The sequence below is a fragment of the Ruegeria sp. YTSA168 genome, from assembly GCF_059610045.1.
In genome coordinates, this window is the sequence record NZ_JBXWMW010000002.1 from 526,166 (window position 1) to 543,116 (window position 16,951).

The window sequence follows — 16,951 nt, forward strand, 5'->3', positions numbered from 1 at the left end:
CTTGCATTGTCCAGTTTAAACTATATCGCCAAGCGCTTACTGATGATGATCCCGACCTTTCTTCTGGTCATGATCATCATCTTTTTTCTGGTTCGCCTGCTGCCCGGCGACCCGGCAATCGCCATGGCGGGCGACCGCGCGTCGGATGCTGATATTCAGGCAATCCGCGAACGGTTGGGCCTGACCGAGCCGATGTTCGTACAGTTCTGGTTGTTCCTCAGCAACACGCTGCAAGGAGATTTGGGTCGCTCGATCCTCATGCGATCAGATGTGATGGATGTAATCGCCGAACGCCTGCCGATTACCCTGTTTCTCACCGTCTATTCGGTTGCGTTGTCCCTGCTGATTGCCGGACCCCTGGCTTTTGTTGCCGCACTGAATCGTGGGCGCTGGCCCGATGCATTGATCCGCACCGTCTTTCAGATCGGGTTGTCGATGCCTGTTTTCTACATCGGCCTGGTTTTGCTGACATTTCTCGCCGCACAGATGCGCCTGTTCCCGGTCGGCGGCTATGGCGACACCTTCGCCGAACGGCTCTATCACCTGTTCCTGCCCTCAGTGACTGTTGCACTTTATACCTCGGCCATCGTGATGCGGAATCTACGCAGCGCGATTGTCGAAGTTCTGGATGCAGAATATGTCCAGTTCGCGCGCGCCAAGGGCTTGCCTCCACGCCTGATCCTGGGTCGGCATGTTCTGCGCAACGCGCTGATTTCAACGGTGACGCTGCTGGGGCTTTCCATCGGCAATCTTATGAGCGGTACACTGGTCACCGAAACCGTGTTTGCAGTGCCCGGGATGGGGCGACTGATGCTCGAGGCGATCTTTGCCCGTGACTATCCCCTGATACAGGGCCTGACCCTGACATTTGCAGTTCTGGTGTCCGTTGTCTTTCTGATGACCGATCTGTTCCAAAGCAGACTTGATCCAAGGATGCGCCTGCAATGAGCGACGCGACCTTCAACAACAGCATGAAACCCGCAACATTTCTTCGACGCGCCCTGCGCAAACCCGGCTTTGTCGCAGGCTGCGCCATCATCGGGTTTTCAGTGTTACTGGCCCTGTTCCCAGCAGCCTTCGCGCCCTATGATCCGAACGCCATTGACTACCTGGCCATCAAGCAACCCCCGTCCTGGGCACATCCTTTCGGCACCGACCTGCTGGGCCGTGATAGCCTGTCACGTGTGATCTGGGCCTATCAGGTCAACATGCAGATGGCGGTTTTCGGCACTGTCTTTGCACTGGTCACCGGCATTACGATCGGGGCGCTGGTCGGCTACTACCGGGGCGTCGCTGACCTGATCTTTGGGCGCATTGTCGATGCGGTCATCACCTTTCCGTTTCTGGTTCTTGTGATTGCGGTGGTGGCCGTTTTGGGGCCCGGGCTGATCAACATGTATATCGCCATTTCTGTCGTCTACTGGGTGTATTACGCGCGGCTGATGCGGGCTGAGGTGATCGCCCAGATGGGCAATGACTATGCCTCGGCCGGGGTCGTCATGGGGTACTCCGACAAGCGGATCATCTTCCGTCATCTGCTGCCCAACGCAATCACCCCGGTGATCGTCTATTGGATGACCGACATGGCGCTGGTGATCCTGTTGGGATCGTCGCTTGGTTATCTGGGTCTGGGCGCGCAACCGCCACAGGCCGAATGGGGCGTTTTGATTGCCGAAGGGCGCAACTTTATCTCGACCGCATGGTGGCTAAGCTTGATGCCGGGCATCGCCATCGTTCTGACCGGCCTTGGCTTTTCACTACTTGGCGACGGGCTGGCAGATTTGCTGAGGCCGCGGGGATGACGATGCAAGATCAAAGAAAGCTGCTTGAGGTCACAGGGCTCAGCACGACCTTTCACAAGAACGGCCTGGCCTTGCCCGCCCTGCGCGATGTCAGTTTCAGCGTCGAACGTGGTGAGGTTTTGGGCCTCGTGGGCGAAAGCGGTTCAGGCAAAAGCGTCACCTTGCGGTCCATCATGGGTCTGGCGCGGCGCTACGGGCAGGTCAGCGGGCAGGTGCGCTGGAAAGGCAGTGATCTGGTTGCGATGCCGGACCACGTTCTGCGCCACATTCAAGGCCGCGAGATCGCGATGATCTTCCAAGAGCCGATGACCTCGCTCAACCCCTTACTAACGGTTGGGCTTCAGTTGGAAGAAACGCTGCGCACGCATACCGATCTATCCCGCGCCGCGCGCCGCGACCGAGCAATTGAGATGCTGGATCTGGTCGGTATCCCGTCCGCCGCACAACGGTTGAAAGACTATCCCCACCAGTTTTCCGGCGGGATGCGTCAGCGTGTGATGATCGCCATTGCCTTGGCGGCCAATCCCAAACTGCTGCTGGCGGATGAGCCAACAACCGCGTTGGACGTGACCATTCAGGCGCAAATCCTGGATCTGATCCTGAGGTTGGCGCAGGACATGGATATGGGGGTTGTACTGGTCACCCATGATCTGGGTGTTGTGGCGCAAACCTGTGACAATGTTGCGGTCATGTATGCAGGCCGGATTGTCGAACAGGGGCCTGTTCGCGATGTCCTGCGGACACCGCAGCATCCTTACACCGTTGGGCTAATGCGGTCAGTGCCGGAGAACCTGCCACCGCGCACGCCGCTCTATTCCGTTCCAGGTGTGCCACCTGCCCTGGACGCCTTGCCACCGGGTTGCGCTTTTGCGCCGCGCTGTGCCGCCTGCATCGACGCGTGCAAGCTGGATCGCCCACCGATGACGGTGATCACCGATCAACGGCAGGTGGCCTGTTTCAACCCCATGACCAAAAGCCAGGGGAACGCCGCATGACTGCGCTGATGCAAATCCGAGACCTGCATTTGCGGTTCCCAATGGGCCGCAGCATCGGCGATGTCGTGGCCCGTCGCCCGGGGCGCGAGGTTAAGGCACTGAACGGGGTCAGCCTGGACCTGATCCGCGGCGAAACCCTTGGGGTGGTGGGCGAATCCGGATGCGGAAAGTCCACGCTTGCCCGTTGTATTGTGCGCCTGCACACGCCCAGCGACGGAAGCATCCGTTTTGAGGGTCAGGACGTGTTTGACAGCATCTACAAAGCAGATCGCAGCTATAACCGCCGCGTTCAGATGATGTTTCAGGACCCCTATTCCTCGCTCAACCCTCGCATGACGACCGGGCAGATATTGGCCGAGGCGCTGAGTGTCCACAATATGCGTCCCGAAGCTGAAATCCCCGGCCGCATCGCCGAGTTGTTGGATCTGGTGCGCCTGCCGCAGGACGCGCAGACCAAACTGCCACATGAGTTCTCGGGCGGCCAGCGCCAGCGCATCGCCATCGCCCGTGCCCTGGCCGTCGAACCCGAAGTTCTGATCGCGGATGAGCTTGTGTCTGCCCTTGATGTTTCGGTTCAGGCGCAGGTCGTGAACCTGTTGCTGGACCTTCAGCGAGAACTTGACCTGACGATCCTGTTCGTCGCCCATGACCTGCGCCTTGTCCGGCATGTTTCGAACCGGGTTGCCGTTATCTATCTGGGCCGGATCGTTGAGATCGGCGATAGCGAAACCCTGTTCTCGGCACCTTCCCATCCCTACAGCCAAGCCTTGCTTTCTGCCGCACCGTCCCTGAATCCCGATGACAAAGGCACCGTGAAACGGTTGGAGGGAGAGCTGCCCTCACCCCTGAACATGCCCAGCGGCTGCCCGTTTCACGTCCGCTGCCAACACGCCACAGACCTTTGCAAAACCGAAACGCCTGCCCTGCGCAGCTTTGCGGGCCGTGGTGAGGTCGCATGCCATCATGTTGAAAAGATAAACACCCATGCGTGACACCCCGGACACCGATCGCGCCCCTGTCATCGCTGCCTTGCGCGCCGAGATTCAAGCACAGGGTTTGGACGCGTTCATCCTGCCCCGATATGACGCGCATCAGGGTGAATATGTCGCTGCTCATGACGAGCGTCTGGCCCATATCACCGGGTTCACCGGGTCGGCGGGCATGGCGATCATTACCCCGGACACTGTCGCCATGTTTGTAGATGGCCGCTACGTTGTTCAGGTGGGTAATCAGTGCTCTGGCGCAATTTTCTCGCACCACCATTTGTTCGGCAACCCGCCCGAGCTCTGGTTGGCCTCGGTCGCGCAAAAAGGCTGGCAGATCGGCTTTGACGCGATGCATCTGCCGCCGGTTTGGTATGATCGCTTTGCCGATGCGCTGAAAGACACCGGTGCGGAGTTGAAGGAAACCAGGGGAAACCCGGTCGACGCTGTCTGGCCGGATCAGCCGCCCGAACCCGATGACCCAATCGAAACCTTCCCACTGCAGTTTGCAGGCATCAGTGCGGTCGAAAAGATCTCCGATCTGATCGCTGAACTGACACGCAGGGGCGCCGACCTGCTGGTGGAAACCCAGCCAGACAACATTGCCTGGTTGTTGAATGTGCGCGGCTCAGATGTGGCGTTCAACCCGGTTCCGAATTCATTCCTTCTGGTGCAACGCTCGGGCAAAGTGCATTGGTTCGTCTCGGATAAAAAGCGAAGCGCTGATATCATCGATCATCTTCCAACGAATGTCGAACTGCACGCCCCGGATCGATTTCTTTCTGTTCTTGATCACCTTGCAGCGCAAGGACAGGGCGTTGTGTTCGACCCGGAATTCTCTCCAGTCGCGGTGCGGCATGTCCTGAACAACGCGGACGCCCGGGCACTGCCGGTCCGGGGGTTGCTGAGCCGTACCAAGGCCACAAAAAACCAGACCGAGCTAGAGGGAATGCGCGCCTGTCATATCAAAGACGCCGTAGCCTGGACCGAATTCTGCGCCTGGCTCACCACCGAAGTCCCGGCGCGTGCAGCTAGACAAGATTGGGTGACAGAGCGCGAAGCTGAAAACAAGATACTTGAGTTTCGCCAACAGCAGCCAGGATATATCTGCGACAGCTTCAATACGATCTCAGCCGCCGGTGCCAATGCCGCCATGTGCCACTATGCAACTGATCCAGACAATACTGTCCCTATTCTGCCGGACGGCACCTATCTGCTGGATTCCGGTGGCCAATACGATACCGGGACAACCGATGCCACGCGCAGCTTGTCGTTCGGCGCTCACCGCCCGGATGGATATGACCGCGCATACACAGCCGTTTTCAAAGCCTTTCAGGCCTTGGCGACCTTGCGTTTTCCGCGCGGAACACAAGGGCATCACATTGATGCGATCTGCCGAAGGCCGCTGTGGGATCTGGGGCTAGACTATGACCACGGCACCGGACACGGGATCGGGCACCGCCTGTCTGTCCATGAACATCCGCAGCGCATTGGCAAACCCTATAACCCGGTCGACCTTATGCCCGGGATGGTTCTATCCATCGAGCCTGGATATTACGAGGCCAACCGCTTTGGCATTCGCATCGAAAACCTCTTTGAAATTGTCGAGGCCAAGGACGGGTTTCTTGAGTTCTCGAACCTGACCTGGATTCCGATCCAGACCGGTATGTTGCTGATCGAGATGCTGACCGACGCACAGATTGAATGGCTCAACACCTACAACGCCGCTGCTTTGAACCGGCTGCGTTCAGAATTGTCACCCGAGGGTCTCGATTGGGCTGAAACCGCATGCTCTGCCATTTGATAAAGCGAGGCACCGACCTTTTTGAAATTATCTAAGGTCCTCATCAGCACGCTTTGAGGCGATCATCTCAAGCAACTGATCTTTCGTGCGCCGAATATGTGATGTCAGAAGTTCGCAGGCGTCTTCCACCTTGCCTTCCCGGGCCAGTTGCAGAAGATCCCGATGTTCCATCTTTGCGGGTTCGCGCTGCTTCATGACGCTCAGATGCATCCTTACATAGCGGTCCGACTGCAAATTGATGCGGTCCAGTAGTTCATGGGTCAGCTTGCGATCCGAGGCTGTATAAAGCGCCGAGTGGTATTCATGATTCAAAATCCCCCATCTGCTGACGTCGTTGTCGTCATAAGATGTTTCCATCTGTCTCAGAATCTCTTCACAGCGGGTGAAGTCACTGGCATCCATTTTAGGGATGGACCGACGAAACAGATCAACTTCGATCAGGCTGCGCAGATCAAATATCTCGCCGATTTCGCTGAGGGAGTGTTTGGTGACCGATCCACCACGATTGTTGGTCCACTGAACAAGACCTTCGGCATTCAAACGTTTCAATGCCTCTCGTATCGGCATCCGTGACACGTCATACTCTTCGGCCAGCGCCTCTTGTCGAATTGTCTCGCCTTCCGCCAGTTCACCACTGAGAATGCGTTCACGCAGGTCATTTGCGATGACGTCTGGAAGGCTTTGTTTGGTGATCGCGCGTTTTCCTGCCATTTCTTCCCTTGCCCGGTTACGGTCCGAAGATACGCGTAGCGATTAGCGGCAGTTTTTCCAAGCAAAACCGCATATCCGGCATCCTCGCATAGGTTTGAATACTCTTACTTTTATTGTGTATCCAATATCCCATTAGATCAAGTGATGAATACCGAACCGCGCAAACGGGCCCGCATGCCTCAGGCGCCCCAGGTGTCGGACAGACGGTAGCCCCCCGGCCATGGGTCATCAGGATCCAGCATGTGCTGGTGGATACCTGTGATCCAACCCCGGCCGCCGATTTCAGGAATGATGGCTTCACCACCGCCGACCGTAGTCTTGCCCAGAATGCGCCCGGTGAAGCGGGACCCGATGATCGAGATCGCTTCGAAGGTTTGACCTTGTGCCATCACCCCTTTCGCAGCCATCAATGCCATACGCGCGGAAACCGCAGTGCCCGTTGGCGACCGATCCACCTTACCGGGCTGGATGGCGACGGCGGATTTGCTGGTCAGTCCGGTCTCTGTCGAAGACAGCGGCCCGCAAAATGCACAGAACGAGATATGGTTCCAATCCGCGTTTTCGGGGTGCGAGAAACCAAGCTGTTCATTGGCCGCATTGGTGATCCGCACGCCCGTCCGGGCGATATCGCGGGCTTCGTGTTCTGCAATCTCGAACCCCAGTGCCTGCGCATCGACGACGACAAAACTGTCACCACCATAAGCAGTGTCCACTGTGAGTGTACCCAGGCCCGGAACCTCCAGAGGGACCGAGAGTTTATCCGCAAAGCTCGGCAAGTTCTGCACGAAGATACGTTGCGCCTTGCCGTCACGGCATTCCGCCCGCACCCGCACCAACCCTCCGGGCGCTTCAAGCACCATATGGGTTTCGGGTTCGCGCATGGGAATGATTCCACTATCCAACAACACGGTCGCAACGCAGATCGAATTTGATCCGGACATGGGCGGCGTGTCTTCCGGCTCCATGATAATCCAGGCGGCATCAGCCTCTGGATGCGTGGGCGGCACCAGTAGATTGACATGCCGGAACACTCCGCCACGGGGCTCGTTCAGCACGAAATTGCGCAGGGTCTGATCCTGAGCAATAAAGCTGCGCTGATCCCAGAGCGTCTTGCCCGGCGGCGGGGCCACGCCGCCGACAATGACGTCCCCCACTTCTCCTTCTGCATGGGCAGAAATGACATGAACGGTTTTGCTGCTGCGCATCTGACCCTCAATTATACTGCGCGACAGGCTCACCCAAGGCGTCATAGATCGGATCAACCCCCAGACCGGGCCGATCCGGGGCGGTCATTCGACCATTTATGCGTTTGGGTGCACCGGTTGCGATATCGACTGTGCCGTAGGAATTGAAATCGGTCGCTGAAAAGGTGAATTCCGGCGGCGTCGAGCGAGCCAGATGGGCGATGGCTGCGGTTGTGATGTCACCACCCCAGGTGTCTTCAATGGTCATCGGGATACCATGCGCCACGCATAAATCCCGCATCTGGCGCGCCTTGGTCAGGCCGCCAACCTTCGAGATCTTTAGGTTGATGACATCCATCGCATCTTCAGCAATGCCGCGGACAAGCGTATTTGGGGTGTCGATCACTTCGTCCAGAACAAACGGCAATACCGTGCGACGACGGATCGAGACGCATTCCTCATAGGTCAGGCAAGGCTGTTCCACATAGACATCCAGATTGGCAATCGCACCCACCACTCGTGCGGCCTGATGACGGGTCCAGCCGGTATTGGCATCGGCGACCAGAATGTCGGTCTTTTTCAGAACCGCGCGAGTGGCATGGATACGGTCAATATCCTCATTGGCCTCGCCTCCAACTTTCAGCTGAAACTTGGTATAACCTTCAGCGGCATAGCCTTCGATCTTCTTTGCCATCAGGTCGGGCGCTTCCTGGCTGATGGCGCGGTAGAGCACCACATCATCCTGCGCCGCGCCTCCGAGAAGGGTGTAAAGCGGTTGGTCCGTGGCCTTGCCCAACAAATCCCAACACGCAATGTCGACGGGAGCCTTGGCATAGGGATGGCCACGCAGAGCCGCATCCATGGTGCGGTTGATCTGCCCGATGTTCAGGGGATCCTGCCCGATCAGATGCGGCGCCAGTTCAGCCAGCCCTGCCCGGACGCCCAATGCAAATGATGGCAGATAGGCCGAGCCCAACGGGCAGCATTCAGCGTATCCGCGCAGACCTTCGTCTGTGATAACCTCCAGAACGGTGCTGTCAAAGACCTCGACGAAGTTGCCATTGGACCAACTGTATCGGCCCTCTTTCAGCGGCAGATCCACCTGATAGACATTCATTCCGGTGATCTTCATCGGTCATCCTCCAGATTAGAAACGCGTCGAAGCATAGGGTGCCATGTCGATATCCGGTTCGTGACCCATGGCCAGATCAGCGATCAGTTCCGCTGTACCGGCCGATTGGGTCAGCCCCAGATGGCCATGCCCAAAGCCATAAAGAACCTGCGGAGAACGGGCCGAACGAGAGATGACCGGAAGGCTGTCAGGCAGCGACGGGCGAAAACCCATCCATTGCGTGCCACCGTCTGCGTTCAAGCCCGGCATGAAGCGTTTTGCCTTGTTCAGCAAGGTATCAGCCCGCTTGAAGTTGGGCGCAAGTTGTAGCCCCCCCAGCTCGACCGCGCCACCGACACGCACACCGCCATTGATCCGCGACACGACAAAGCCATGTCCGCCAAAGGTCAGATGCGTCCGCAGATCAAAGGCACCTTCGGGCAGCGTGGTATTGTATCCGCGCTCGGTCTCCAACGGGATACGGTCCCCTATCGTTGCCGCCAACTGGTGCGACCATGCGCCTGCAGAGACAATGACTTGCCCGGCGGTTAACTCACCCTCGCTGGCCGTTACCCGCACCCCGGGGTCGATAGGTGTCAGCGCAGAAACACCCGCGATCCTGATCTCTCCTCCGCGCGATGTGAACTGCTTGGCCAAATGACTGGTCCACCTAGCGGGGTCTAGGGTGTTCAGCCAAGTTGGCGTAAAGCCTGCATGGGTGAATCTGCGATCCAGACCCGGCTGAATCTCGGCGATCGCCTCTGGACCCTCCAGCAAATCGAAAGGGATACCGTGTTCTTTGCGCAGCTCCCAGGTGGAGAGGCTGGCCCGAAACTCGGACTCGCTTTCGAACAGCAGCAACTGACCATCGCGCTGGAGAAAAGCCTCACCATCCACATCCGCGACCTGACGTTCCAACGCGGCTCGGCAGTGCTTCATCAACGCGGCTTGGGCAGTTATTGATGCGGCATAGCGGTCCCGCCAGCTGGCGCGCCAGAACCGCAGCATCCAGGGCGCTATGTTCAGCGCATAAGAGGGCGGAATCGACAATGGCCCCAAGGGATCAATCAGCCATTTCGGCGCTTTACGCATGATACCCGGAGTCGCGAGCGGCTCGATATCGGGAAAAGCAAACGCCCCGGCATTGCCTTTCGAGGCCCCCGCCCCAACCGCTTCACGATCCAGCACCAACACCTGTTTGCCGCGCTTTTGCAACGCCAGCGCCGTGCTGATCCCGATCAGACCGGCTCCGATCACGACAATATCCGGTTGAGTGCTAGGCTGCATGCTTGAGTGCTCTCACATTATGTTTGCCATAGGGTCAGATCGCTCTGGCCCCGGATCAGCGTATCAAAAGGCCATGCCGGCCCGAAACGGATCATCTTTTGCGAAAATCAACTTACCTTCCCCCATGACATGGGCCCGCCCGGTCAGGCTAGGGATCACGCCGCCATTTGCACCCGGCTGATAGCTCAGCCGATAAGGGCTGCCGATAACACTTTCCTGAACGATCTCTTCACCCGGTGCCAGCACCCCATCGGCCGCAAGGCAAGCCAGGCGGGCAGAACTGCCGGTTCCACAGGGCGAACGGTCATATTCATCATCGGGACACAGCACAAAGTTGCGGCTATGGATACCTGCGACATCGGATTGCCCCTGCAACACTACATGGTCCACAAGCTCACCGTTTTCGCCCGTGACACCTTGCGCGATGCACGCTTTGCGAATGGCGATCGCCAGATCGACCAGGTCGCGGATGTTGCCCGGCTCCACAGCGATTGGACTTGGATCAACGATAAAGAACCAGTTCCCGCCATAGGCCAGGTCTCCGATTACCTGCCCTTGGCCCGCAACTTCCACCGCAACAGAGGCACGCACCCGGCGACTTTCAACATTGGTCACGCGGACGGTATTCGCATCCAACAGGTCTACCGAAATCAGACCTGCTGGGGTTTCAAATGCATGCCTGCCCGGGGTGATCCGACCCAGATAAGCCAGCGTCACCGCCAAACCAATAGTGCCATGACCACACATGCCCAGCACCGCATCAGCGTCGAAGTAAATTACGCCTGTTTCGCTACCCGGACCCTGCGGATCAACCAGCAGCGCCCCAACCATGCCTGGCTGACCGCGCGGTTCCAGCAGGACGGATTTGCAAAACGCCTCATGCTCTGTCGCTAGACGATGGGCGCGTTCAGCCAGAGACCCCGAACCCAGATCAGGGCCGCCATCCAGGATCACACGTGTGGGCATCCCGCCTGTGTGGCTGTCGATCACATGCATTCAGCGATGATCCCGCCCTGTTTGGACCAATCTTTGAACCACGCGCGGAACAGGGCATATTGCTGTTCGCAATAGTTGCGCTGCGCGTCTGTCAGCTCATCTGTTTCGTTGAAATGCAAGCGGTATTCCTCTTCACCGTTCAGCACCAGAAGGTATTTGTAGTAGAGCACCAGATCTGTACCTTCGTCAAAGCTGGCCAGCACGCCAAACGCCTCTTCCAGTTCCAGCGCACGCTGACGTGCCTCTGCGTGACCTGCGGCTGCCTTTTGGCACAACGCCGCCAGCAACAGCGCCTCACGCGGCAGCGCGGTGCCGATGCCGGTGATCGAACCGGTAGCGCCACAATTGACGAAGCCATGATAGACCTCGGTGTCCACACCAACCATCAGGGTGACCTGATCATCTTTGGACGTGATATGCTCTGCTGCATAGCGCAGATCGCCTTTGCCGCCGAATTCCTTGAACCCAACAAGGCTGGGGTGGTCAGCGCGCAGTTCCAGAAACAGATCGGCACGGGTTGCAAAGCCATAGACCGGGCTGTTGTAGATGATTGCAGGTATGTCCGGGGCCGCTGATAGGATCGCCTTGAAATGGTTCCGCTGTGCCGCAATCGACGAGCCGCGCGACAGCACGCGCGGGATCACCATAAGCCCGGCCGCCCCGACCTTTTGAGCGTGTGCCGCCAACGCCACCGCAGATTTGGAGTTGATCGCACCCGTGCCGACGACAACGGGCAGCCCAGCGTTGATCAAACGCTCAACACCTTCCATACGCTCAGCATCTGACAGCAATGGCCAGTCGCCCATCGAACCGCAATACACGACAGCCGACATACCTGCCGCGATCATTTCCTTGCCCTTTTTCACCAGCGCGTCGAAATCCGGTGTCCGATCCGGTTTGCACGGGGTCATCAGGGCCGGCATCGTGCCGGTGAAAATATTCTGGGACATGAACGTAACCTTCCTTAACGTGTCGTCTGGTCAAACTGCTTAGCGCACATTGGCCAGAAATTTGCGTGTATTCTCGGACTGTGCATCACCAAAGATCTGGCCGGGTGGGCCAATCTCTTCCATCACGCCCTGATGGAAAAAAGCAACCCTGTCCGATACATCGCGGGCGAAACCCATCTCATGTGTCACACAGATCATTGTCATGCCTTCTTCGGCCAAAAGGCGCATGGTATCGAGAACCTCACCCACCAGTTCGGGATCAAGGGCCGAGGTCGCTTCGTCAAACAGCATGTATTCCGGCTCCATCGCCAAGGCCCGCGCGATGGCAAGGCGCTGCTGCTGACCACCTGATAGGGCCGATGGGTAAACATTGAGCTTCTCGCCCAGGCCCACATGGGTCAGTTGCTGAGTAGCAATGTCTTTGGCCTCTTGCTTTGATTTGCCTTTGACAAGTTTTGGGGCCAGCGCAACGTTTTCCAACGCCGTCAGGTGCGGGAAGCTGTTCCATTGCTGAAACACCATGCCAAGCTTTGTACGCAGCTTGTTGATGTCAGTGCCTTTTGCGTGCACATCGGTACCATCGACCGCAATTGCGCCTTGTTGGATGGGTTCCAGCCCGTTGATGCAATATAAAAGGGTTGATTTACCGGACCCGGACGCGCCGATCACCGAGAGGACCTCGCCTTTCTGGACGTCCAGATCGATGCCTTTCAGAACATGAAGCGCGCCAAAATACTTATGCAGATCACGAATTTCGATCATTGGGCCCACCTTTTTTCAAGAGACGCGGAATAGCGCGAAATCGGATAGCTGAGCGCGAAATAGAACGCGCCCGCGATTGTCAGGATCAGGAACGGCTCCTGCGTGCGGGTGATCAGGATCTGGCTGGCCTTGAGCAATTCGACATAGCCCAGCACCGAAACCAATGCGCTGTCTTTCATGACACCCAGCGCGACCCCGACCCAGGCCGGGAACACGGCGCGCCCGCCGATTGGAAAGACGACGTAACGCAGGTCCTGCCAATAGCTCATGCCCAGGCTGCGCGCAGCCCGGCGCATGGGTGTTCCAACAGCCTCGATCCCGCCGCGCGCAACATTCGCCACCAAAGCGGCAGTGTAGATCGACAGGATCACCACGCCCGAGGCGAACGGGTCCAGGTTCAGCCCAACAATGGGCGCGAAGTTATAAAACAGGACCAGTTGAATGATCAGCGGAACCGAGCGGAATATGTCCAGAACCGGGGCCAGCGTCAGCGTCGCCGCCAGCTTGCCCTCGTACAGGATCCAGCCGCATATCACGCCAAAAACCGTGCCGATAGAAATCGACAACACCGAAATCCAGAGCGTCCGCAACGCGGCTTCGCCCAGAAACCACAGATCGTTGATGTTAAAGCCGCTGAAGAACCTGACAGTGGGTTCCATCTGTGCCCCCTTCAGTATCTGAACAGCCGCGCCGCCAGCAGGCGCGAGGCGATAAGGATGATTTTGACGATCACGTAATAGATGACCGCGGTGACCGCGAAGTATTCAAAGATGCGGAAAGTGCGCGAGGCGAAGAACTGGGTTTCGCCCGACAGTTCCCGAAATCCGACCAACATCCCCAGCGAAGACATCAGCACGGCCCAGACCATCTGATTGGTGATCGGGTGATAGACGATACGAAACACCTGCGGAATCACCACGCGCGTATAAGCCTGCCAGGCGGTCATACCTAGGGATCGCGATGCCCTCAGTTGTGTTTCAGGAACAGCCTGAAACCCGCCGCGAAAATTCTCAGCCAGATAACCGGCGCAATTGAAGGTCAGCCCAGCCAGGACGATAAAGTACGGCGACAGGTGCAGGCCAAACGCGCCAAGCCCGAAGCCGAAAAAGAACAGCTGGAACAACGCTGGCGTATTGCGGGCCAGTTCGACCCAGGCCGACGCAAACCAATAAAGCGGGCCTTTCAGGTGCAGACGCGCCAGCGCCAGGCACAGGCCGACACCAATACCAAGGATCATCGCCAGCACCGCGACCTGCAGCGTCAGCAATGACGCTTCCAGCAGATCCGGCAGGCTTTTCATCACGGGCCGCCAATGGAAGTTATAGTCGAACACGGCTTTCCCTCATGGAAATGGGGCAACTCTCCCGCCCGGCTGGGGCCGGACGGGAGAGATGTTGGGATGCGATCAGTACATCACGCCGGGAATGCGCAGCTCGGGCGCGTCGCCACCGACATACTTGCCCCACAACTCCTGATAACGGCCCGAACGCACCTGATGCGTCACGAACAGGTTCAGGAAGTTCAGCCAGGTCACGTCCTGCCGTTTCCCCACAACCGAGGTGTAGTCGGTGGTCCAGGGCATGCGCGGGCCCGCCAAAACGGTTTCATATTGCTGCGTGATTGGCAGAACAGCGGTATTTGTGGTGATACCGATATCCGCCTTGCCTTGCGCCACGGCCAGGAACACTTCGTTTTCGGATTGATAACCCTGATAGTTACCTTCCTCGCCCCATTCGGCGGCGATTTTCAGCCATTCCTGTTCCGGCACTGTACCGATGGCGGCTGCCACGCGCTTGCCACGAATATCCTCAAAGGTTTCGATACCACTGTCTGCATTTACCACACCTTGAGCGTAGTAAATTGCATAGGGGATGGTGAATCCAACGGTCCGTGCCCGTTCCAGGCTGTCCGAGGTTGCGCCGAAGACGACATCGGCGCGCCCGGTTACGATGACCGGCAGACGCTCGGCCCATGTCACCGACAGAATTTCCGGTTCAACCTCCAACGCGGCGGCAAGGTCATTGCAGTATTCGACGTCAAAACCGGCCGGTTCGTTATTCGCATCCCGATACCCGATTGGCGGAAAATCAAGCACGACGCCACAGCGCAGCGTGCCGCGATCCACGACATCGTCAAGCGTATCCGCAGCAGCGGGAATAGCCGCAAAGGTCGTCAGAGCTGCGATGGCAGCGATTTTCTTCAACATGTGTTCCTCCCTGAATCTTGTGATCAAGATATATAAAGGATATTGTATCCAACATCCAGTATAATGTTTTTGAAATGTGTTTGTGATGATCTGCGGAATAAGAGGAAACACGCGCCCATGCCTGAACGCAAAAATGGGCGCAGGCGACAACTAGCGGTACGGCTGAAACGGCCCTAGTGAACTAAAGTTGAAACCGGCAAACCCATAGGGTCAGCCGGTGGTTTTAAGCCGTCAATGGGTTCAAGCAGGCCACCTGATGCACCTCACCGCTCAGTTCGGGTGGCGCGCTGCGGCAGGCTTCGGTCGCCAACCAACACCGCTGTGCAAAGGCGCAGCCTTTTGGGACATTCATCGGCGAAGGCAATTCGCCCTCAAGCTTGATCCGGTCTTTGCGCGCTTCGGGATCGGCGCGCGGCGTTGTCGACAGCAGGGCCTTGGAATAGGGATGACGCGGGGCGGCGAATAGCTGCTCTTTAGGTGCCTTTTCGACAGCACGGCCCAGATACATCACGATCACATCATCGGCGAAGTGTTTGACCACGGAAAGGTCGTGCGAAATGAACAGGTAAGCGAGGTTCAGACGCTCCTGCAATTCGACAAGCAGGTTTAAAATCTGCGACTGGATAGACACATCCAGCGCTGACACAGGTTCATCCAGCACCAGCACCCGTGGGTTCAACATCAAGGCGCGGGCAATTGCGATCCGCTGACGTTGACCGCCCGAAAACATGTGCGGATACCGGTCATAGTGTTCGGGCCGCAGACCCACCATCTCGATCATCTGACGGGCCTGTGCCTCACGCTCTGCAGCGGACAAGTCGGGACGGTTTATGATCAGCGGTTCCTGCAGAATCTGCCCGATCCGGTGGCGCGGGTTCAACGAGCCGTAAGGATCCTGAAACACGATCTGCACCGTTTCACGCGTTTGCGCCCATTTCGATGGGGTGATGTCGACCCCGTCGATCGTCAGTGTGCCCGAGGTTGGTTCTTCGATCATCGTGACCACCCGCGCAAGCGTGGACTTGCCGCAGCCGGATTCACCCACAATGGCCAGCGTTTTGCCGGACTGGAGTTCAAAATCCACGCCGGACAACGCCTTGACCGTTGCCGGTTTCGACAACAAGCCGCCCTTTACCGTGTAATGACGGGCCAAGGCAGTCGCTTTGACGACAGGTGCGGTCATGCCAAATCTCCGGCTGTGATCTTTTTCACATGATGGCAGCGAGCCTTGCCAAAGGCGCCGTCATGGGGCGCGGGTGGTTTTGCGCGGCACAGGTCATCTGCAAACCTGCATCTTGGACTGAACAGGCACCCTTGGGGCCGGTCGAACTGACCAGGCACCACACCGGGTATCGTCGGCAGCATCTTGGATGTCGCCCGCTCTGGCAAGGCACTCAGCAAGGCCGAGGTGTAAGGGTGGCGAGGGGTGCGGAACAGGTCTTTGACCAGCTGCTCCTCGACCTTTTGGCCCGCATATTGAACCTGTACCCGTTCGGCCGTTTCAGCCACAACACCCATATCATGGGTAATCAGAACCAGACCCATCCCCTGTTCATCCCGCAGACGGACCAATAGATCCAGTATCTGCGCCTGAATGGTGACATCCAGCGCCGTGGTCGGCTCATCCGCGATCAGCAGTTTGGGCTTGCACGCGATGGCCATGGCAATCATGACCCGCTGGTTCATCCCGCCCGACATCTGGTGCGGGAAGGTGTTCAGACGACTTTCCGGTGCAGGGATGCCGACCTGGTCGAACAGCTCAATCGCCCGCTGGTGACGATCTTTACGGTTCAGACCCAGATGGATGCGCAGCGCCTCTTTGATCTGAAACCCGACTGTGAAGCAGGGGTTCAGTGACGACATCGGTTCCTGAAAGATCATCGCGATGTCTTTGCCGACGATCTTGCGCCGGTCCCGGGCCGAAGTTCGGGTCAGATCGATACCCTCAAAACTCAGCTGGTCCGCAGTAATCGTGGCGGTCCAGGGCAGCAGGCCCATCAACGCCAGCATCGACACGGATTTGCCCGATCCGCTTTCGCCGACAATAGCCATCAGCTCACCCTTGTCGACTGAAAGGTCAACGCCATCCACGGCGCGGAACCTGCCTGATGCGGTTGCGAATTCAACGGTGAGGTTTCGGATATCCAAAAGGCTCATATC

Annotated in this window: 17 protein-coding genes; 5 read left to right on the forward strand and 12 right to left on the reverse strand. The window is 57.9% G+C overall.

Going from position 1 to position 16,951, the window contains the following annotated elements; all coding sequences use genetic code 11:
* Positions 1-6: 6 nt before the first annotated feature.
* The 5 genes from AC2FFE_RS06205 to AC2FFE_RS06225 are packed head-to-tail and all read left to right on the forward strand — an operon-like array spanning position 7 to position 5,584.
* Positions 7-948, forward strand: a complete 942-nt coding sequence (locus tag AC2FFE_RS06205) for an ABC transporter permease (RefSeq protein WP_496846167.1) — start codon at positions 7-9, stop codon at positions 946-948.
* On the forward strand, positions 945-1,802 hold the full coding sequence (locus AC2FFE_RS06210) for an ABC transporter permease (protein ID WP_496846168.1): 858 nt from the start codon (positions 945-947) through the stop codon (positions 1,800-1,802). Before AC2FFE_RS06205 ends, AC2FFE_RS06210 begins: the two co-directional genes overlap by 4 nt.
* Before the next feature lie 2 nt (positions 1,803-1,804).
* The gene (locus AC2FFE_RS06215) at positions 1,805-2,797 is read left to right on the forward strand and encodes an ABC transporter ATP-binding protein (RefSeq protein WP_496817830.1); all 993 of its coding nucleotides are present in this window, start codon (positions 1,805-1,807) and stop codon (positions 2,795-2,797) included.
* Positions 2,794-3,789 carry an ABC transporter ATP-binding protein gene (locus AC2FFE_RS06220; RefSeq protein WP_496817829.1) on the forward strand — a complete coding sequence of 332 codons (996 nt, stop codon included), beginning with the start codon at positions 2,794-2,796 and terminating at the stop codon, positions 3,787-3,789. The genes AC2FFE_RS06215 and AC2FFE_RS06220 overlap by 4 nt, the downstream gene beginning before the upstream one ends.
* Positions 3,782-5,584 (forward strand): aminopeptidase P family protein, encoded by a 1,803-nt coding sequence (locus tag AC2FFE_RS06225; protein WP_496817828.1) that lies wholly within the window; start codon positions 3,782-3,784, stop codon positions 5,582-5,584. Before AC2FFE_RS06220 ends, AC2FFE_RS06225 begins: the two co-directional genes overlap by 8 nt.
* A gap of 27 nt (positions 5,585-5,611) precedes the next feature.
* Here AC2FFE_RS06225 and AC2FFE_RS06230 read toward each other — a convergent pair whose 3' ends face one another.
* The 12 genes from AC2FFE_RS06230 to AC2FFE_RS06285 form a co-directional block, all read right to left on the reverse strand.
* Entirely contained in the window at positions 5,612-6,295 is a 684-nt protein-coding gene (locus AC2FFE_RS06230; RefSeq protein WP_496817827.1) for a GntR family transcriptional regulator, read from the reverse strand.
* Between the two features lie 179 nt (positions 6,296-6,474).
* A complete protein-coding gene (locus AC2FFE_RS06235; protein ID WP_496817826.1) occupies positions 6,475-7,500 on the reverse strand; it encodes a trans-3-hydroxy-L-proline dehydratase in 1,026 nt (341 codons plus the stop codon).
* 7 nt (positions 7,501-7,507) lie between these two features.
* The gene (locus AC2FFE_RS06240) at positions 7,508-8,611 is read right to left on the reverse strand and encodes a cis-3-hydroxy-L-proline dehydratase (protein WP_496817825.1); all 1,104 of its coding nucleotides are present in this window, start codon (positions 8,609-8,611) and stop codon (positions 7,508-7,510) included.
* 15 nt (positions 8,612-8,626) lie between these two features.
* On the reverse strand, positions 8,627-9,877 hold the full coding sequence (locus AC2FFE_RS06245) for an NAD(P)/FAD-dependent oxidoreductase (protein ID WP_496817823.1): 1,251 nt from the start codon (positions 9,875-9,877) through the stop codon (positions 8,627-8,629).
* A gap of 63 nt (positions 9,878-9,940) precedes the next feature.
* On the reverse strand, positions 9,941-10,873 hold the full coding sequence (locus AC2FFE_RS06250) for a 4-hydroxyproline epimerase (protein ID WP_496846169.1): 933 nt from the start codon (positions 10,871-10,873) through the stop codon (positions 9,941-9,943).
* Positions 10,864-11,823, reverse strand: coding sequence for a dihydrodipicolinate synthase family protein (locus AC2FFE_RS06255; RefSeq protein WP_496817821.1), 960 nt, complete (start codon positions 11,821-11,823; stop codon positions 10,864-10,866). The genes AC2FFE_RS06250 and AC2FFE_RS06255 overlap by 10 nt, the downstream gene beginning before the upstream one ends.
* Before the next feature lie 39 nt (positions 11,824-11,862).
* Positions 11,863-12,585 (reverse strand): amino acid ABC transporter ATP-binding protein, encoded by a 723-nt coding sequence (locus tag AC2FFE_RS06260; RefSeq protein ID WP_496817820.1) that lies wholly within the window; start codon positions 12,583-12,585, stop codon positions 11,863-11,865.
* Positions 12,582-13,244, reverse strand: a complete 663-nt coding sequence (locus AC2FFE_RS06265) for an amino acid ABC transporter permease (protein ID WP_496817819.1) — start codon at positions 13,242-13,244, stop codon at positions 12,582-12,584. The genes AC2FFE_RS06260 and AC2FFE_RS06265 overlap by 4 nt, the downstream gene beginning before the upstream one ends.
* Before the next feature lie 11 nt (positions 13,245-13,255).
* Positions 13,256-13,918 carry an amino acid ABC transporter permease gene (locus tag AC2FFE_RS06270; protein WP_496817818.1) on the reverse strand — a complete coding sequence of 221 codons (663 nt, stop codon included), beginning with the start codon at positions 13,916-13,918 and terminating at the stop codon, positions 13,256-13,258.
* A gap of 72 nt (positions 13,919-13,990) precedes the next feature.
* Positions 13,991-14,791: a transporter substrate-binding domain-containing protein gene (locus tag AC2FFE_RS06275; RefSeq protein WP_496846170.1), complete on the reverse strand. Its 801-nt coding sequence runs from the start codon at positions 14,789-14,791 to the stop codon at positions 13,991-13,993.
* Between the two features lie 223 nt (positions 14,792-15,014).
* Positions 15,015-15,974: a dipeptide ABC transporter ATP-binding protein gene (locus tag AC2FFE_RS06280; protein WP_496846171.1), complete on the reverse strand. Its 960-nt coding sequence runs from the start codon at positions 15,972-15,974 to the stop codon at positions 15,015-15,017.
* A complete protein-coding gene (locus AC2FFE_RS06285; RefSeq protein WP_496846172.1) occupies positions 15,971-16,948 on the reverse strand; it encodes an ABC transporter ATP-binding protein in 978 nt (325 codons plus the stop codon). The genes AC2FFE_RS06280 and AC2FFE_RS06285 overlap by 4 nt, the downstream gene beginning before the upstream one ends.
* Between the last annotated feature and the right edge of the window lie 3 nt (positions 16,949-16,951).